Raw genomic sequence first — 18,126 nt, forward strand, 5'->3', positions numbered from 1 at the left:
CGCCGCAGGCTTCGCGTGATGCTACGGACCGCTGCTTTGCTCCCCCTTTGAAGGGCTTTCGACACTGGGCTTCGACGCCGGGCGTTTCCCCGGACGCCGCCAGTCTGCTACCGGGCCTCCTGGCAGCTACCCCGACCGGACTTACACCGGCAGGCGACAACGAGCTTACGACCGAAGATCAACTACGTCATCAAGACCTCCAGTCTGCTGGGCGCGCGAAAGCGCGAGGCTAGCGGCCTTCGCCAGCCAGCCTGGGGCCGCCTCACACGTCTGGGGACGGCCCCTTCGGCACCCCACGGTGCAGGGCGTGCGCTACTCGGTGCTGGTCCAGGCGCTGGGGACGAGGGACGGCATCCGGTGTGCAACCTGGTGCTCGCCTTTCGTGCAACCCTGGAAGGGGCCAGTGCTGGCCCGCAGTTCGCGCATGCAGGGGTCGTAGTGGTCTCGGTGCCACACACTGGGTCCGGTGTACCCGCAGCTGGCGGGGTCGGTGAGTTCCTGCCAGGACAGCCAGAGGGCGTGGAGGCGGGCGACGGCAACAGGGTGGTCGGTCCACTGGTGGCACCAGCGGGCGTCGGCGGATGCCTCGGCGAGGTAGCCGGGTACGAGGACGCACTCCACCCACTCGACCAGGGCCCGCAATTCGTCCTCGTACTCGGGTGAGTCGAGGAGCAGGATGAACGGGGGGAACTGCCGCTCCGCGTCCTCCGGTTCGTCCCGGGCGGGGTCTTCGTCCAGCTGACTCTGGTCGTCATGGGGGGCGGCGACCGGCGTGAGTGCCTTGACCTGCTTGGCCAGCGCTCGGAGCTGCGCTTTGAGGTCTTCGACGTCCTCGGCCAGCCCGACGGGCGCGGAGCTATCGGGCACTGCGCGCCGCCTTCCGGGCGTCGTGGGCCGCGATGGCGCGCTTGGTAATGGCGTACTCCTCGTAGTCCTTCTCGGGGCCGATGTGCTTCATGCTGTCCTCCAGGTACCAGGGGCGGAGCCGGATCTGGGCGATCGGCATGCCGGTGGACAGCAGGAGGGCGGTGCCCTTGGACATAGCGCGGACGTCGGCGGCCTCCCGGATCTGTTCGCGCTGCTCGCTCCACGATTTCGAGCCGCCGTCGCGGCTCTTGGAGTAGCTGCCGCGGTGGACGGTGTGCTGGCCGATGAGGGTGGCGATGTCGGAGACGAACTTGGGGTCATCCACGCCAGCGCCAATGATCTTCTTCGTGGCCGCGCCCCACATGGCGTCCATGCCGACCTCGCCCCAGGCTTTCACGCCCTGCCGGTAGGACTGGAGGATCACGTAGGGGGTGATCCCTCGCGAACCGAGGTGGGAGTAGAGGTCGGGCAAGTCCCCGATCTTGCAGATGTTCGCGGCCTCGTCCAGGACGGCGCGCATCGGCTCCGGCAGCCGGCCGCCGTGCCGCTCGCCGGTCTCGGACGCGGCAGTGAACACGGCGTCGGCGAGCGCGGCGACGACCGCGCTGGCTGTTCCCCCCTTCTTGCTGAGCAGGTACAGGGTGTCTCGTGTGAGGGAGAACTCCTCGGGATCGAAGCGGTCCCGGTGCTGGTCTGGCATCACCCAGGTCAGCACCTGCTCGTCGCGCAGGCCAGAGAGCGCGGTTCTGGCGTTCTGGTAGATGCCGCTTTGGGTCTCTTCCGCGATGGCGATGCTGCCCTCGACCTGCTCGGCGAGGACCGGCTCGTGCTGGTAGAGGATCCGCAGCGGCGCCTTCTCCTGTGGGTCGGCGACCCACTTCATGACGTCCTTGATGCTGGCGCCGTCGTGCCACGCCGCGCGGAAGAACCCGACAAGGAGGTCGTTGGCGGACTGGGACCAGAAGGGGTCGGCTGCTTCCGAGCTGATCTGGTTGGTGAAGTGGGAGGCGAGGCGTTCGGCGCGCTCCGGGGTCTCGCCTTCGGCGAGCATGTCCCACCACATGGCCCGCTCCGTCTGCGCGACGGCCTGGGTGTCGAACACCCAGGTGCTTCCGGCGCGTCGGCGGTCGGAGTAGGTCGCGGCGTAGACGTCGGCCTTGTTGGAAGTGAGCAGCAGAGCGCCGGGGGCTTCCATCGCGATCGGGATGGCGAGCGCGGTGCTTTTGCCTGCGCGGGGGGCCATGATCGCAACGTAAGTGTCCTCGTCGCTGCCACGGAGCTCGACGCAGCTGGTCATGTGGTCGCCGAGAAGGACGCCCCGGTCGCGCGGCTCGATCTGCTTGGGCTCGGTGCCCTTCAGGGAGCGTCGGAGCCTGGTGGCGGTGATGGCGGCGTGCTTGGGGGTGAGGTCGCGGACCTGATGAAGGGTGGCCAGGTGGAGCGGGTTGTAGAACCAGCGCAGCGCGAGGCGGATGCCCCAGACCAGGAGCGCGATGGCGGCCAGGTCGAAGATGAGGGCGCCGATGCCGGACGCAACGGGTGAAGCTCCCCACACCGAGGACCAGTCGCGGACCATCCGCAGCACGGTGAGCGGGGACAGGCCGACGACGTCTTGGCCGGTGACCAGGGCGCCGAGGGCCGCGCCGGACCAGGTGGAGGCGGCCAGGATGACGGCACCGCCCGTGCCGATGCCGCCGGCCAGCCAGTTGCGGTCGGATTCCGTCATCATCGGCGTTCAGCCGCCTTGGGGTCGGTGTGGTAGAGCCGGGCTTCGGTGGCGGTCAGCTCGGAGGCGGCCGCGATGCCGGGCCTCGTACCGATCTTGATCATGTACTTGCCTCGTCCGGGGTGGACGGCGTCGCCGGTGTCGAGGCCGGTGGACGTGGCCGACGACCAGGAGGTGATCATCATGCGTTCCTGCTCGGTGAGCTGGCGTTTGCCGGTGACCCGCATGAGCTCCTCCTCGGTGGAGGCGCCGATGATCCAGGTGTCGCACCTGTCCATCAGGCCACGGGCTTTGGCGCGGTCTTCCTCGGTAGGGAGGGCTTCGGTGTCCAGGAGGCTGTGGGTGACGAGGATGGAGATGTCGCCGTCGCCGCGGGAGAGGCGGGTGATGGAGTCCATGGAGTCCACCAGGCCCGGGCCGCTGCGCAGCGCGCGCCACATTTCATCCATAGGCAGGACGAGGCGGCGCTTCATCAGGCCGGTGGTGCGGGCGGCGTCGATGCTGGAGTAGGTGTAGGCCCAGGTGGCGATCATGCCTGCGGACAGGATGTCCTGCCCGCGGGCCCGCAGGGCGGAGATGTCCACCGAGACCGCCGGGGCGGCGATGTCGAGCGTGTGCGTGGTGGGCCCGTCGAACAGGCCCTTGAGCGGGCCGCTCACCAGGTTGTCGAGGCCGGCGATCACCGAGCGGGTCAGGGCTGCGTAGGAGGATCCGTCGGCGGCGAGCCGGTTGCGGAGCGGTTCGGGGGCCTGCCGAAGGACAGTGATTACGTCGGGGACGATGGGGTCGTCGCCTGGGACGGCGTCGGCGGCCAGCTGCACCGCGCAGGTCAGCGCGGAGCGTTGGATCTCGTCTGCGGCGCGGCCGAGGCCGTGCTTGGTGGCGAGCAGCGCGCCGAGGGTCTCCAGGCGGCGGGAGTTGAGGACGTCGAGGAGGACGCCGCGCTCGGCAGCAGGCAGGGCCCAGACCCTCTTCTTGAGTGGCCCGCTGTCCAGGGGGTTGAGTCGGCCGGAGCCGTCGCCGATGCGGACGACGCTGCCGCCAAGGCCCTGGATCAGGGCGGTGTACTCGCCCTTGACGTCTCCGGGCACGACGGGCATGAAGCCGAACGCCGAGTAGAACAGCAGGATGCGTTTGACCAGCGCGGACTTCCCGGCGCCGGGCTGCGACATGACCCACACGCCGCTGTTGGTGGTGAGCTTGCCGACCCAGCCGGCCGGGTCGATGCACACCAGCTCCCCGGTCAGCACGTCCCGGCCGACGGGCACGCCACGGGGTGGGAGGCCTGCGCCGAGGAGGAAAGGGTAGACGCCGCCGGCCTGGTGGGAGGGGCCGGTGTAGACGGTGCCGGTGTCTTCGACCGGGACTCGGCCGCCGAACCGGCCGCCCCAGCCGGACCGGGGGGCGAAGAGTCGGCGGCGGCGCTGGCGTTCGGCCTTCTGGGCTTGGGCCTGCCCGTCCGGGCGGGGCGGGGTCGGGGTCCGGCGGGGGCTCTGGAGCTGCGGTGGTTTGGCCATCGGTCAACGGACCAGGGGGTTGTAGCCGACCGGGAGTCCGGCGGCGAAGATCGCTGCCTCCGCGCCGTACGCGGGCCGCATCCGCAGAGATCGGGTGGCCTTCACCGCGCGGTCGAGCTCCTGGCGGGCTGCGGGTAGGTCTGCGGCCCGGAGGGCGGTGACGGTGACCATGAGGGTCCAGTCCACGACCTGCGCGCCGCCGGCCACCTGGGCGGCGGCCTTCTCCGCGCGGGCGTAGTCGGCTTTCTGGCTCCACTTCGCGCGGCCCTTGACCTGGGCGGTGGCTTCGGCTCGTTGTGCCGCGTTGCTGATTTCCCTCTCCAGGACGGCCTCTCCTTCGTGGGGGTCGAGGACTCTATACGTGATGGTGATCCGGCGGGGGAAGCGACCTGGGCTGAGGAAGGGCAGCAGCACGCTGTAGGCGATGGGCCGCTTGGGCATTTCGCGCAGCACGTAGGAGAGGGAGACGGCGCCGTCGTGGGCGTACTCCTCCCACAGGTCGTCGGCCGCGACGGGACCGCACTCACCCCAGGACAGGTCGGCGAACTCCTCGTCCCGGGCGGTGAAGCAGGAGGGGTCGTACGCGGAGCGAACCAGGCGGCGAAGGTCGATATCGGTGGCGCGGCGGACGATGTCTGTGCCGGTTCCGGAGAGGTCCAGGCCGTCAACCACCCGGAGGGTCTCAGCGACCTGTCCGGGCAGGTCTGTCGGCGGGGTGGCGGTAGCGGACGGATCGACGGTCACGCTCATCCACGAGGCGACCGAGGCCGTGGCCCGCGGTGCGGTGCGGACGAGTTCGTCGACGACGGCCTGGGCGAGCGCGGGGGCGTCGGGGTCGCGGCGGGCGGCGATGTCGTCGCCGAGGGCCTCGCCGGCGCCGGGGGTGATCTGAATCGTCACGGTGGCGCCCTTGATCTGTTCCTCCGTACTCATCGCGTCCAACACCGACGACCAGGTTCTGAGGTTCCCGCGGACGGTGTCGGTGGGAGCCATGAGGCTGCCGCCGGGGGCGAGGAGAGAGGAGACGGTCATGTAGCCGGTGACGCGGTCGTGGACGACGCCGACCTGGCGGCCGGTGGTCGGGTCGTGGGCTGCGACCAAGGTGGTGGAGGCCGCCACCCCGGGCAGATCCAGGGCATAGGGGTGCGGCAGCAGCACCTTGCGGAAGTTCGTGGACTCCGCTCGGGTGGCCAGCTTCCAGGCCACGGCGGCGCGGTAGTAGGCCAGGGCGGACATGCCGTGCCGGCGGGCGGCGGCCAGGCCGATCACGGCCAGCGTCACCGGGAGCGTGACCAGCAGGGTCGCCGGATGGGTGGTGCTGAGCAAGGCATCAAAGGTGAGGGCAGCGGCCGCCATCATGATGGCGCCCTTGGAGAGGTTACCCACGCCGGAGCGGCGTTGCCGGAAGCCTTCGATGCGCAGCCCGTCGGGTACTCCGTGCGCGGTCATGTGCTGCTGTCTCCGTCTCCCATGGTCGAAGCGGCGCCCTGGACGGCATCGTTGACGCCGTCGAGAACCTTCACGGCGAGTACGGCGCCGCCGGTCGCCACAGCAGCGGTCCCGGTCGCGGCCGCGCCGGTGGCCGCCCCCGTCTCGGTGGCCGCGCCGCCCAAGCTGGCCGCGGCGTCGGGGCCGCCGCCCTGAGCGGGGATGGTCGCCTCGCCGCCCTCGTTGCGGGACGCCTGTGCGAGCGCGTCCTCGCCAGTGTCGCCGCCTTGGCCCTGCGGGCCCATGGACTGCTCGACGTACTGGGCGTGCCGGACCGGGTCCGTCCCCCCGTCGTCGCCGTCGCCCCCGTCGGATCTTTCGTCGTCGCCCTTGGCCTGGCTGCGGGCGCCGAGGTAGGAGCCGACGGCGTTGGCAGCGGCGCCCATGCCTCCGCCGGCCATGCCCGCACCCACGGCCGCCCCGAATGGGGCGAACAGCTTCATGAGCGGGCCCGGGGCGATGAGCGCCAGGAGGAGCGTGGCGCAGCCGCGCAGCCATTCCACCAGGCCATGGGCGCGGCCGAATTCGGAGAATCCGACGCAGATGATGAGGCCGACGAGCGGCTTGTAGAGGATGACCGTGCACATTGAGGTCACCAGGTTCGGCAGCCACTTGCGGGTTCCGTCCCCGCCCATCAGGCCCGCTCCGGCGATCGGCAGGAGCATGCACTGGATCGGGATGGCAGACTGGCGCAGGAAGATCATCACCATCTGGCCGAAGCCGATGAGGACCAGGACGAGGAAGACTCCGCCGACCAGAACAGGGTTGGCGATGGCCGCGGGGATCATCACCGCGATGATCCGCTCGAAGGCTCCGTCTTTGTTGAAGGTGGCCTTGACCATGCCTTCGGTCAGGAGGTCGCCCGCGCGGAGCAGCGACGCCACGATGGTCAGTCCCACGGCGCTCAAGATCATGTTCTGGGCGTATCCGACGAGGAGCTGGCCCCAGTGCTTCGACTGGCCGGTGATGGCGGCCTTCCCGATCTGCCACATGGCGCCGAAGGCGGCGATCACCCAGCCGAGCCAGACGAGCATCCCCGACAAGGTGGCTTTGCGCTCGAAGAGCCCGGTGTCAACAAGGTCGAGGCTGGGGCCCATCAGGGACAGGGTGAGGGTGGTGCGCAGGATCCACTTCGCCACGTCGATCCCGGACTTGAGCACGTCTCCGATCACGGAGTCCCAGACGGCGGTCCAGTACTCCTCGAGCTTCTCCTGGACCTTGTCTCCGGCCGCGTCGCACCCGTCCCTGCCTGCGGCGAGGGTGCCGGCGATGCGGGCGAGGGTGCCGAGTGTGCTTCCAGTGGTGGCGACCTTGCAGGAGAGCTCGACGGTCTCGCTGACGGGTCCGTCCGCGGCGGCGGGCGTGGCCAGGCCGACGCCGAGCAGGCTGGTGAGGACCAGCAGCAGGGCGGCCAGCCGCCTCACGATGCCTCCCGGATCGCGGTCCACGCGGAGGAGTTGAAGGCAGGATCTCCGGGGGCGACGATCTCGGGCTGCGGGGTGCCGGCCGTCATGGCCCTGGTGTATGCGGCGAGGGAGGTCTTCCAGTCGCCGTCCCACTGGACCGCGACGACGGAGCGCATGTAGGAGCCGGTCTCCCGCTGGGTCTCTCCGGCCTTCATCGTGACGCGGGAGAGCAGCCAGGCGCTGACCTCTGTCGGCGACTGGCTGATGACCTTGAAGCCGACCACGTGGGTGCGCACGTAGGCGCCCGGCGGAAGATCGCTGCCCGTGGGCAGGCCCAGGGTGCGGCGCACCTGCTTGTCGGCCTCGATGCCCGCGAGCTCGACCGCCTCCCGGTTCGTCTCGGTTCGGTCGGCAGCGATCAGGTAGGAGTCGAAGAGCCGCAGCTGGGCTTGGTGGTTGTCGTAGGCGCCCTCAAGGCGGGTGGAGTTGGAGGCGGCCATCATCGCGACGGCGCCCTCTGTGGTGCGGGGGAATCCGACCTCCATCCCCCGCGCGTCGGTACGCTCCCCGCGGGGCAGGGCCGCCCAGCGGTCGGGCTCGGTCCAGTCCGGCGGCGGCGCGTATCCGGCCGACGGCGAGGCAGTGGCGGTTGCGGAGGCGCCGGCCTTGCCGGAGTCGGGGGTAAAGTCGTCGCCGCTGAGCATGGCGTACCCGGTCAGCGCGAGGACGGCGGCCACCAGGACCAGGGCCGCCGGCATCAGGTACTGGGTGAGCCGTCCGGTGCGTGCCATGGCGCGCTCAGGCGGCGATGCCGTTGAGGATCGTGATCAGCGTCCCGGCGAGCATGATCGCCAGAACTCCGCCGCCCATCCACTTAAAGGGTTCGCTGCCGCCACCGTTGCGGCTCTTGTCTGCGGTGGCGAGCTTGTAGACGCCAAATCCCGTGCTCCCGGCTCCGGCCAGGACCAGGAAGTACAGGCCGTAGCCGAAGAGTTCGCTGACCACTGGGGCCAAGCCGGGCACCTCGGTGGGTTTGGCTCCCGGCAGCAGCCCCTTGTCGGCGAGGGCGCCGGCGAGCGTAATCATGTCCATCTCTAGTTCCCTTCGAGATCGCGGCGCAGCTTGCGTGCAGCAGCCCGGACGTCCTTGTGCTCCATGGCCTCTGCGGCGGTCTCGACCGTTCGCAGCACCGGCAGGTACGGCACGTAGGCGGTGCCGACTACGCGGTTGCCGAGGGCGCGGATGCGGTAGCGGGCGGCCACGGGAGGCGGGGCGGGGGCGTCGGCGACGAGGACCAGCCAAGGGCGCGGCAGGTGCACGGACCAGGTGGTCCGCAGGAGGTGCTCGATGTAGACCGAGCCGCTGACGGTGGTGTCGGCCACGACGACCGGGGTGACGCCCATCGGCAGGGCCTGGCCGGGCGCGAGGAAGCGGGCGCTGGTCTCGTCGTCACCGGCGAGCATCTGCTGGACCGTGCCCATGGCGATGCTCCAGCCGGCGGCCAGGATCAGCGCGTAGCGAAGCCCGGGCTCCTCGGGGCGGTCCGTCGCGGGAGGCACGGTCTCAACGGCCATCGCAACTTCCCCCCTCATCCGAACGTTGCCCTTTGTATCCAATGAGCTACAGAGCCTAGAAGACTCATGAAGATCTTGTTGAGGGGCTGTCCGGCCGGAGGCCGGGCGGCCCTTCTGGTCATCCGGTGGCCGGGGCGAGGTGCCAGGTGTCGCCGGTGCGGGTGAGTCCGAGGTTGATCAGTCGGCGGAGGTTGAGGGCGGCGGCTCGGGTGTGGAGCCAGGTGTCGTTGGCGATGGTTCCGCGGTAGCGGAGTTTGCGGTTGCCGTGGTGGACGAGCCAGGCGACGGCGCGTTCGACCGGTGGTCTCCAGCGGCGGTAGTCGGCTTGCCAGTCGGGGTCGGTAGCGGCCTGGCGGCGGGCGGCTGCGAGCAGGTCGTGGTGTGGGCGGATGGTCAGGATGCGGCCGGCCTTGGCCTTGGTGCACCGCTCGCGCAGGGGACATCCGGCGCACAGTTTCCCGAAGGCCGCCTTGCGCTGGTGGTGCTGTCCGCCGGGGTCTGACAGGGGGACCGTGTGTCCAGCGGGGCAGGTCACCGTGGCGGCGGCGGTGTCGATGGCGAAGTCGTCCAGGGTGAAGCCGCCGGGGACGGCCGCCCGTAGCGGGGCGGGCTTGAGGAACAGCCGGTGCCCTGCGTCTTCGAGGGCCTGGCGGGCCTCGCCGGTGGAGTAGGCGGTGTCGCCGAAGGCGTCCACCGGCCCGTCCTCCTCGGCGAGAAGGTCCAGGCCGACGGTGGCCTCGTGGTGCTCTGGGCCACTGCCGGGCCGCAGGGCGACGGCGGTGTATAACCCGGTCTCCGGCTCGATGGCCAGGTGGGCCTTGAAGCCGTCTTGCTGGTGGGTGCGGGTTTTGTGGATGTGCCGGGCCTCGGGGTCGACGGTGGAGACCATCCGGTCCTGCGCGGTGCCACGGGTGATGCGCCAGCGCCCGTCGCGGCCGTCGGAGTCCTCGGCGGGTTCGACGTCTTGCCCGGCGACCAGGGCCAGGATGCCAACGGCATTCGCGGCCTTCTCGCCCAGCTCCTGCTCGGGCAGATGCCCGAGCAGCCTGAGCGCGTCACTGACCAGGGCATCAACAAGCGTGGCGCGGGCCTGCTCGTCATTCCAGGCGATCCTTGGTTTGCCCGGGTCGCTGTAGTCATGCGCGGTGCACTGCACGGCTGCCACCTCAGCGGCCCCGGGGACCTCGCGAATTACCGCGCGGACGGCGGCGATGATCTGGGTGACGGTGTCCTGGGTGGCGACCGCATCGTCCAGCACCGTGGAGTCCAGCGCCCGCCGGTGCTTGCCCTTGAGGACACCGGTGGCCTTCACCACCTCGCGCACCGTCTCGAAGACACGGTTCGGCCGCACCGAGCGGGCCAGCCGGCGCCGGAAGTAGGCCAGCAGCGACGGATCGAACGCCATGTCGTGCAGGCCCAGCCCGCACGCGGCCTTCCACCTCAGGTCACACCGCAACTCCTGGACCGTCTCGAAGTCCGACAGCCCGTTAAGGGCCTGCAGCGTGATCGCCGCGGCCAGGATCTGCGGCGGCATGCTCGGCCGCCCGTTCGCCGACGGGTACATGTCCTCGAACGTCTCCGCCGGGAACAGCGCGCCGCGATGCTCGGCCAGGAACGCGAACACACTGCCTGCCGGGATCAACTCCCGGCAGGTCTCCCACACATCCGGCCCGACCGTCTCCCCGGCCCATTCCCCCATCACCACGAGAAAGAGTCTGGCCCCGCCGCTCACGCGGCGGGGCCAGAACCCAAGATCTTCATGAGTCTTCTAGTGCCGTTGGTGCGTAGAGCTGACACCTGGTCAACGGCCAGGGCCCTGATCAGGCACGCAGGGACGACCACCCCGTGTGTGATCACTCGTCCAGGTGACCGACCCGGCTCGGAAGGGGTAGACGATGAAGGCCGCGACGACGGGGTGTCTGCTGGCGGTGCTGGCCGTGCCCGTGGCCGCCCTGATCGTCGTGGCCGGGCTGCTGACCGCCGCAGGCGCCGTTCCCGGACACGGCGAGGCCGGCATGAAGGGCGTTCCGCCCGAATTCGAGCCATGGATCCGCCGGGCCGTCGCCGAGTGCGAACACCCCGAGCTCACTCCAGCTCTGATGGCCGCTCAGCTCTACCACGAGAGCGGCTTCAGCACCTCCCGCTCCACCGTCAGCTGGGCCGACGCCAAGGGACCAGCCCAGTTCATCCACGGCACCTGGCTCACCTGGGGCCGCGACGAAGACGGCAAGAACGGGGCCGACCCCTTCGACGTCGCGGACGCCGTCACGGCACAAGGCAGATACATGTGCTCCCTGCTCGGCGACGCCAAGAACTCCGGCTACCGCGACGACGTACGCCGACTCGCACTCGCCGGGTACAACGCGGGCTGGGGCGCCGTCCAGCGCTACCGCGGCGTCCCACCGAAGGAGTTCGCCCGGGGAGAGACCTACCGCTACGTGCGCACCATCATGGCGCTGATCAAGGACTTCCAGGGCACGGCCTCACTGTCGGTTCACGGCAGCGGGGCGGGCGCGAACGCGCTGCGCCGGGCAGCAGCCCGGCTCGGCACCCCGTACGCGTACGGCGGCGGCGGACCGGGCGGACCGTCGAAAGGCTTCTGCGACGAGCACAACGGGTTCCTGCGCGGGCGGTGCCTGGCCTCCAGCACGACGGGCTTCGACTGCAGCAGCCTGGTGCAGTACGCGTACTGGCCTCACACCCAGCTCCCCCGCACAGCCGCCGCCCAGTACGCGGCCACCTCCCACCGGCCCATCGCCCGCGGCGAGCTGCGCCCCGGAGACCTGCTGTTCTGGTCCCACCGCGGCGGCGGCATCTACCACGTCGGGCTCTACGCCGGAGACGGCCAGGTCCTCCACGCCCCACGCACCGGCCGCCAGGTTGAAGTTGTCGCCCTCGACAAGGCGATGCCTGCGGGCGACTACCACGGAGCAACCCGGGCGTAGCCGACCTGTAGGGCCTCTTTTTCCGTGTCGGAATCTCACGGTCGATGTCGGATACGACATCGCCGTGAGACTGGCCAGGCTTCGACGTCGGAGATGGGCTCCTTTAAGCCTCGTGAGCTCAGCAACGTGACTCCTGAGATTGATCCCCACGATCCCCGCTGGACGCCGGTTCCCGCGACCCTCACTATCACCGTGCCCTACCCCACCGACCTGGAGGAACTCGGGCACCGGCTCGTCAACGCGGTGTGCGCGGCGTCGACGACTGAAGACGAACTCGGTCCGGCCCGGCCATTGACCCTCTCCCTGTGGCAGTTGGAGCTCCAGCCCGCCACCGTGGCCCATGTCATGGCGCGGGCCGAGCGCGCCCGCCGCCTTGACGTCATGGACGGCCGAGTGGCTTTGTCCATGAGATCGGGGTTCTGGCACAGATCTTGGGGAGCCATCGCGGAGCGTTACCTCGGTGTTCGATTGCGAGGAGTCTGGCTCATGCGAGACGGCGTACGCCTTGTCGCCTGACAGCAGAAGGTGACGCTCCCTCAGGTTCCTCCCGTTCACTGCTGTGGTCGGCGGTGGACGGTGATGGTGCTGGTCATGCAGACCGACGCACTGTTCTGGGGCCCGCTGGTGTTCGAGGGGATCGACGATGTGGAGGTCGAGGCGGTTACGGCCGCGTTCGGCACGATCGAGGTGGTGGCGAGAGGTCACGCAGGTGGCGCTTCATGTCCGGACTGCGGCCGCTTCTCGGGCCGAGTCCACGACCGTTACCAGCGCACGCTGAGGGACCTTCCACTGGCTGACCAGGGCTTTGTGATCCGGCTGACGGTCAGGCGCTTCATCTGCGGGTCGGCGGGCTGCCCACGCCGGACGTTCGCCGAGCCGTTCTCCCGGCTGACTGTCCCGCACTCGCGGTTCACCACGCGGCTCAACCGTGCCCTGGAACGGGTGGGGCTCGCCCTGGCGGGGCGGGCCGGCGCTCGGCTGGCGGCCCAGCTGGGCTTCGGTGCGGGACGGATGACCTTGTTACGCAGGGTCATGGCACTGCCCGATCCGCGGTTCAGTACTCCGCGGGTGCTGGGTGTGGACGACTTCGCGATCCGTCGCGGCCAGACCTATTCCACCGTGCTGACCAGCGTCGAAGACCATCGCGTGGTCGATGTTCTCCCGACGCGTGAAGCCGGGCCGCTGGCCGCGTGGCTGGACCGCCACCCTGGCGTGGAGATCATCTGCCGGGACCGGGCAAGCGCCTACGCCGAGGGCGCCCGGCGCGGTGCCCCCGACGCTCTGCAGGTCGCTGACCGGTTCCATCTGTGGCAGGGCCTCGGCCGGGCCGTGGAGACCTGCGTCGCCGCCCATCGCGACTGCTTGCGCAACCCGATGCCCAGCGGCATCCTGCCGCAGGACACCCCACCGGCTTCGGCTCGGCCGCAGAACGACGCGGAGCCCGTCGGCCGGCGGGCCGAGCGCAAGAAGGCCGCACACGCCCTGGTCCACGAGATGCTCGCCCAGGGCCACTCACGCCGGGCGATCGCCCGGCACCTGGGCTGGGGTCTCAACACCGTCCTCCGGTACGCGAACGCTGCACGCTGGCAGGACACCATCCGCGAGAACCGGCCCCGGCCCAGCAGGCTGGATCCCTACAAGCCGTACCTGGAACGACGTTTTACGGAGGGATGCACCAGCGTCACCCGGCTCCACGGCGAGCTGGTCGCCGAGCGGGCTCCCGTCACCTACGGCATGGTCCGAGCGCACATCGCCACCTTGCGCGGGGCTCCGTCCGCAGCATCGCGGCGGCCGCCGACGGTACGGCAGGTGACCGGCTGGCTCACCCGCCACCCCGCCGCCCTGAGCGAGGAGGACCGCGTCGGCCTGAAGGACGTCCTGGCCCGCTGTCCCGAACTGGACACGGCCGCCGGACACGTCCGCGATTTCGGCGAGATGCTCACCGGCCGCCTCGGCGCTACGCTCCCTGTCTGGATCGACGCAGTCGATGCCAGCCAGCTACCCGGGCTCACCGGCTTCGCACTCCACCTGCTCCGAGACCTCGACGCCGTGACCGCCGGCCTCACCTTGGACTGGAGCTCGGGCAGCATCGAGGGCGCCGTGAACCGCATCAAAAAGATCAAGAGACAGCTCTATGGCCGCGCTGGATTCGAACTCCTACGCAAGATGATCTTGCTTCAGTAGTGCATCGCTCGGGTGCTGGATCGCCGCTTCCCCAGCCCCTTGAGATCAGAGTTCGGCCGTCCAGATCCCGACAGGATGGTCACTCGGAGGCAGCCACAACTGAGGCTGTGACTCGCGATGCCTTACGTCAGCCTGCTCATCCCAGTGGAAACGGTCCTCGGGATCAGGCCACGCGACTTGCAGCACGGGGAGAGGTGGCCGCCGGTAGAACCCGATGGCCTGTCCGAAGAAGGTCCGGTACCAGCCGCGATCAACCTGCCTGAGCGCGACTCGATGACCGTCGACAACATCAGGATGGCTCTGGCCGTCCGCCAGTGTTTCGCCTGCAGCGGACTTCTCTCCGAGGGTGTTGAGCATGCGGTGCATGGCGTGGACATCGAGCCCGAACATGGCGAGTTCAGGTCCGCCGTGAGTGTGCGCGAGGCCGATGGTGTAGGCGAATCCAGGGCCGATCTCGTCTTCGGGAACCATCACGACGTGCCATCCGTGCTGCTGCACATGCTCGATGATCGTCAGATCCATGCGGTCCGCTTCGTCCCGGTCACCGTAGTCATGACAGAGGACACAGCGGCACTGGAACGGATCATCAGTCATGTGCGGAGGGTACGAGGTGAGCGTTCACGTCGAGCAACCGGGATTTAACCCCTCTCAATCGAACGACGCCGTCACCCTCCGCGACGGCTCCCCAAGATCAGTGCCAGAACCGAGATCGGACAGCATTTGTTCAGCACTTCGGGCAGCACTCTGTTGGTAGCCGATTCGAACAGCAAGCAGTTGCAGCGTGGGTACCTGAGGCGGCCACAGGAGACGAAACTGCCACCCACCTACTTGATTTTGTTGGCATGCTCGCCGGATTTCGGCCACGTCAGCGATCAGCCGGACTCGCCCCCGGCGGAGGTCCGCCTTTGATCGATAGGCTCAAAGTGTGACGACAGAGCGGTCTTTGGCAACCCTTCAGCGCTCGCTGGGCGATCCCACGGTCAGCTACCCGTTGTGGCCACCGATGACCAGCGGATGTCCGCGCACCAGCACCGACGAGATCTCCTATCCCGTCGAAGTCGATTACGCCTACGACCGGGTCGACCCCGCCATGTTCGCCACTGCCACGGAACGGGGCGGCGGGCTGGACCGCTGGGCGCCGCTGCTGCCGCCGCTCGCCGCACCGGGGCTGAGTGAAGGCGGCACGCCGCTGATCGAGATCGAGACCGGAGTCTTCATCAAGGATGAGTCCCGCAACCCCACCTGGAGCCACAAGGACCGGATGAACCGGTGCACCGTCAGCGCCGCCGTCGCTGCCGGAGCCTCGGGAATCGTCGTGGCGTCGTCCGGTAACCATGGGGCCTCCGCAGCCGCCTACGCTGCCCGCGCCGGCCTGCGCTGCGTGGTTATCGCGGGCCCCGAGCTGCCGCCCGCCGTCGGCTCTTTCCTGAACGCCTACGAGCCGGTGGTCCTGCCGGTGCCCTGGGAAGCGAGGTGGCCGCTGATGCGCCGGATCGTTGACCGGACGGGCCTGCACCCGGTCAGCAGCATCACCACCACCCACACCGGCCACGCCTTCGGTCCCGAGGGATACAAGACCATCACCTACGAGATCTACCAGGACCTCGGTGTCCCCGCAGCCGTGTTCGTCCCGACGTCGTACGGCGAACTCCTCTTCGGTATCTGGAAGGGATTCACCGAACTTCGGCGCCTCGGCCTGACCGATCGGCTGCCGCGGATGTACGCGTGCCAGCCGACCGCGGCCGCACCGCTCGCCGAGGCCATGCGGCGCGGCGTACCCGCGGCTCACGTCACGGTGGGGCAGACCGAGGCATACTCCATCGTCTCCCCGGTCAGCGGCTACCGCGGCGTAGTCACCATCCAGGACAGCGGCGGCCAGGTCCTCGAACTCAGTGACGCACAACTCGAGGCCGCTCACCAGGAGCTCGCCCGAGTCGGCCTGTGGACCGAACTCTCCAGCGCCGCCGGACTCGCGGGACTACGTACCGTCGTCGACGTCGACGGGCCGGTGGTCTGTATCTCCACCTCCAGTGGCTTCAAGAACCGCAGCGTCGGCTTCCGTCAAACCGAGACGATCGCCCCGGATTGGGACGACGTGCGCAGCAGACTGCACGCGGCGGGAATCTGCGACTGACGCACCGGCTCCCCCTGCCCACGCAATCGAACGGCGACAGGGCCGGGTGCTGTCCAAAGTGCTGAACAAATGCTGTCCGATTTCGTGGACAAAGCCAGCCGAGAAATCGTCCACTACGGCATGGGCCTGTGCGCGTTGAGGCTCGACGAGCCTGAGGGCTGGGCTGGCTTGGACACGCTGGCGCGCGTCAAGCGCGCCGTGGACATCGTTCTCGGGCAACCCGACGACCCACTCCTCCAGGCTGTGGTCATGCCGATCTCCGATCGGGAGTTGTGGAAGACCCTGCCCGAGAAGATCGCCCTCTTCGAGCCAGCCCCGCGAGCGGACCCTGCCGAGTACCGCTGACCCGCGGTTATCACTTCGCCGTCCAGGGACAGGATCCGCCCGAAGCTACAAGGAGATGACATGGAGTTGAGATTCCAGCGGATGACGCAGGGTGAGACGCCGGAAGAACGCCCAGGTCAGAGAAGCGACAGATGACACCGGCCGCGAGAACCTACACGACCCGACCGGTGGCACGGCCGCGTCGCCCGCCACGCCCGCGGTCGGCGGCGGGCATCATGCCCGGCATGAAGGCAGACGAGATCCTCAAGAAGGCGGAAGAGCTCCAAGCCGCGCAGCTGGCCGCCAAGCAGGCCGCGGTCAGCCCTCTCGCGGCGATCCTGGCCCGGCGGATCCAGCTCCAGACCGAGCTGGCCGAGACCGAAGTCCCGTACGGCAAGGCGTACGTCGAAGCGGAGTCGGCGGGCTGGTCCGCGGCGGAACTGGCCGCGCTCGGCGCCACCGAACCGACGCACCGGCCGCGGGTACGCCGGGCCCGTCCGAGCAAGCAGCAGACCCCGGCCACCGGAGCGGACACCAGCACGGAGATCCCCTCCCAGAACCCGGCAGTCAACGCCTGACAGCCGCGTTCACCCGGCCGGTGCCGTCCGCTTCGCCCGACACAGGAGGGTGAGGTTCAGACCAGCATCGCCCGGTGAGCATGCGTGGCCGGCGCCGTCGCCGTCTGCGGACCGGCCGGACTGGGCAAAGGCGGCCAGTGGCGGGGGAGGGTCGGCGGGTGGCCCGGGCCCGTACATCCGCCGGGCTCGTCGCAGGCCCGGACCGTACCCCCGCCGTCGATCCTTCTGCGCGTGAGGCGAGCGCGCCGTCCGGACCTGGCTGATGGGGGGCGGGCTGCTGCCGCGATGCCGCCGGGCCCGGCATCGCTCTCCAGCGCTGCGCGTCTCGTCGTGGCCGGGGGTTCGGCGAACCCGACGTGGGCGGCCTGCTGGAGGGCAGGGACGCATCAGGAACGCGGACGCATCGAGCGCAGCCGGTCGGCGATGTCGTACACGTTCAGTCGCAGGGCGCGGAGGTCGGTGATCAGCAACACCGGACCGACCCCTGAGGGGGACCATCCCCGCGGGCGCGGGGCCGACGTGAACCGGTCCGGCAAGTCCGGCCACATGGCGGGACCATCCCCGCGGGCGCGGTGTCGGCGTACGACCTAAGCTCTCCCCAGCCGCGTACGGATGAACGTCCCCAGCTATGTCGCGGGAAGCACCACGGCGGAGGATCCCGGTTGAGATCGTCAGGCTGGCCGGAGACACTCGCACGATGAGCCGTAGCGCATCGGCCGGATCGGTCGAACGAGGTTGGGACGGGGGGTGGTACCGGGTTCGCACGGACGCCTTCGAAGCATCGTTCCTGCCCAGCCCGGACGAGGACTTGGACTCGGTGTGTAACGTCGATGTTGAGGTTCGTCTGATGGACGGGTCTCGTTGGAGTGCGACCGTCTTCACGGTTGCCGAGGTCACACGCTTGATGGAAGCCTGGGCAGGAAGCGGCGAGGCTCTCGGTGGCCGCTACTTCTCGTGCTCGGACGGCTTGATCGTCCGGGCTCCCGGCATCAACAGCGTTGCCCACGTGATCGCCGGACTGATCGAGAACGACGCGTTCTCGGAGATCTTCCAACGACTCGCCGATGACTGACTGACCGAGCCCCGGCCGCCCCGTACGAAGTGGCCTGTCAGGCCACGTCTGTGTCCCGCTCGATGGCCTTGAGCCGGTTCTTGAGCCGGTAGCTCGGTCCGTTGATGGAGATCACGTCGCAGTGGTGCAGGAGGCGGTCGAGCCCGGTTTGAGGTGGAGCAGGGGAAGCCACTCGCTCCGATGTGCGGATCTGGCTCCTGCGCCCGGCCCTGGCAGGCGGAAGCCAAGACTTCGAGCGCGAGCGGCCGTCATCGAGCCGATCCGGGAAGGCTTCATCAAGGAGATTGAGGCCGGGAACGGCGTCGGCCTGG

Annotated in this window: 17 protein-coding genes and 1 pseudogene; 7 read left to right on the top strand and 11 right to left on the bottom strand. The window is 69.3% G+C overall.

Annotated features, from left to right (window positions below; genetic code table 11):
• Positions 1–312: 312 nt before the first annotated feature.
• The 9 genes from ABD858_RS34615 to ABD858_RS34655 form a co-directional block, all read right to left on the bottom strand.
• Entirely contained in the window at positions 313–867 is a 555-nt protein-coding gene (locus tag ABD858_RS34615) for a DUF4913 domain-containing protein (protein WP_345045266.1), read from the bottom strand.
• The gene (locus ABD858_RS34620; protein WP_345045269.1) at positions 857–2,596 is read right to left on the bottom strand and encodes a type IV secretory system conjugative DNA transfer family protein; all 1,740 of its coding nucleotides are present in this window, start codon (positions 2,594–2,596) and stop codon (positions 857–859) included. The genes ABD858_RS34615 and ABD858_RS34620 overlap by 11 nt, the downstream gene beginning before the upstream one ends.
• Positions 2,593–4,110, bottom strand: a complete 1,518-nt coding sequence (locus tag ABD858_RS34625; RefSeq protein ID WP_345045271.1) for an ATP-binding protein — start codon at positions 4,108–4,110, stop codon at positions 2,593–2,595. The genes ABD858_RS34620 and ABD858_RS34625 overlap by 4 nt, the downstream gene beginning before the upstream one ends.
• Before the next feature lie 3 nt (positions 4,111–4,113).
• Positions 4,114–5,559, bottom strand: coding sequence for an SCO6880 family protein (locus tag ABD858_RS34630; protein WP_345045273.1), 1,446 nt, complete (start codon positions 5,557–5,559; stop codon positions 4,114–4,116).
• On the bottom strand, positions 5,556–7,046 hold the full coding sequence (locus ABD858_RS34635; RefSeq protein ID WP_345045275.1) for a hypothetical protein: 1,491 nt from the start codon (positions 7,044–7,046) through the stop codon (positions 5,556–5,558). The genes ABD858_RS34630 and ABD858_RS34635 overlap by 4 nt, the downstream gene beginning before the upstream one ends.
• The gene (locus tag ABD858_RS34640) at positions 7,019–7,795 is read right to left on the bottom strand and encodes a hypothetical protein (protein WP_345045278.1); all 777 of its coding nucleotides are present in this window, start codon (positions 7,793–7,795) and stop codon (positions 7,019–7,021) included. The genes ABD858_RS34635 and ABD858_RS34640 overlap by 28 nt, the downstream gene beginning before the upstream one ends.
• A gap of 7 nt (positions 7,796–7,802) precedes the next feature.
• Positions 7,803–8,096 (bottom strand): hypothetical protein, encoded by a 294-nt coding sequence (locus ABD858_RS34645; protein WP_345045280.1) that lies wholly within the window; start codon positions 8,094–8,096, stop codon positions 7,803–7,805.
• Between the two features lie 2 nt (positions 8,097–8,098).
• A complete protein-coding gene (locus tag ABD858_RS34650; protein ID WP_345045283.1) occupies positions 8,099–8,578 on the bottom strand; it encodes a hypothetical protein in 480 nt (159 codons plus the stop codon).
• Between the two features lie 118 nt (positions 8,579–8,696).
• Complete coding sequence (locus ABD858_RS34655; protein WP_345044336.1) at positions 8,697–10,277, bottom strand: IS1182 family transposase; 1,581 nt, start codon at positions 10,275–10,277, stop codon at positions 8,697–8,699.
• 196 nt (positions 10,278–10,473) lie between these two features.
• On the opposite strand from ABD858_RS34655, the gene ABD858_RS34660 reads away from it, so the two are divergent.
• The 3 genes from ABD858_RS34660 to ABD858_RS34670 all read left to right on the top strand — a co-directional run bounded on the left by ABD858_RS34660 (position 10,474) and on the right by ABD858_RS34670 (position 13,707).
• A complete protein-coding gene (locus tag ABD858_RS34660) occupies positions 10,474–11,523 on the top strand; it encodes a C40 family peptidase (protein WP_345045285.1) in 1,050 nt (349 codons plus the stop codon).
• A 126-nt stretch (positions 11,524–11,649) separates the two neighbouring features.
• Complete coding sequence (locus tag ABD858_RS34665; RefSeq protein ID WP_345045288.1) at positions 11,650–12,039, top strand: hypothetical protein; 390 nt, start codon at positions 11,650–11,652, stop codon at positions 12,037–12,039.
• 75 nt (positions 12,040–12,114) lie between these two features.
• Positions 12,115–13,707, top strand: coding sequence for an ISL3 family transposase (locus ABD858_RS34670; protein WP_345045290.1), 1,593 nt, complete (start codon positions 12,115–12,117; stop codon positions 13,705–13,707).
• A 45-nt stretch (positions 13,708–13,752) separates the two neighbouring features.
• On the opposite strand, the gene ABD858_RS34675 is transcribed toward ABD858_RS34670, so the two are convergent.
• On the bottom strand, positions 13,753–14,301 hold the full coding sequence (locus ABD858_RS34675; RefSeq protein WP_345045293.1) for a DUF4262 domain-containing protein: 549 nt from the start codon (positions 14,299–14,301) through the stop codon (positions 13,753–13,755).
• A 409-nt stretch (positions 14,302–14,710) separates the two neighbouring features.
• Here ABD858_RS34675 and ABD858_RS34680 point away from each other — a divergent pair, with 409 nt between their 5' ends.
• The 4 genes from ABD858_RS34680 to ABD858_RS34695 all read left to right on the top strand — a co-directional run bounded on the left by ABD858_RS34680 (position 14,711) and on the right by ABD858_RS34695 (position 17,815).
• On the top strand, positions 14,711–15,841 hold the full coding sequence (locus ABD858_RS34680) for a threonine synthase (RefSeq protein ID WP_345045441.1): 1,131 nt from the start codon (positions 14,711–14,713) through the stop codon (positions 15,839–15,841).
• Between the two features lie 69 nt (positions 15,842–15,910).
• Positions 15,911–16,186 carry a hypothetical protein gene (locus tag ABD858_RS34685; RefSeq protein WP_345045295.1) on the top strand — a complete coding sequence of 92 codons (276 nt, stop codon included), beginning with the start codon at positions 15,911–15,913 and terminating at the stop codon, positions 16,184–16,186.
• Positions 16,187–16,410: 224 nt separating this feature from the next.
• Positions 16,411–16,743 carry a hypothetical protein gene (locus tag ABD858_RS34690; protein ID WP_345045298.1) on the top strand — a complete coding sequence of 111 codons (333 nt, stop codon included), beginning with the start codon at positions 16,411–16,413 and terminating at the stop codon, positions 16,741–16,743.
• 697 nt (positions 16,744–17,440) lie between these two features.
• Complete coding sequence (locus ABD858_RS34695) at positions 17,441–17,815, top strand: hypothetical protein (RefSeq protein WP_345045301.1); 375 nt, start codon at positions 17,441–17,443, stop codon at positions 17,813–17,815.
• 37 nt (positions 17,816–17,852) lie between these two features.
• Here ABD858_RS34695 and ABD858_RS34700 read toward each other — a convergent pair.
• Positions 17,853–17,957: pseudogene (locus ABD858_RS34700) on the bottom strand (ATP-binding protein); the annotation flags it as partial.
• Positions 17,958–18,126: the final 169 nt, after the last annotated feature.

Origin of the sequence: Streptomyces sannanensis, from assembly GCF_039536205.1 — a bacterium.
GTDB lineage: Bacteria > Actinomycetota > Actinomycetes > Streptomycetales > Streptomycetaceae > Streptomyces > Streptomyces sannanensis.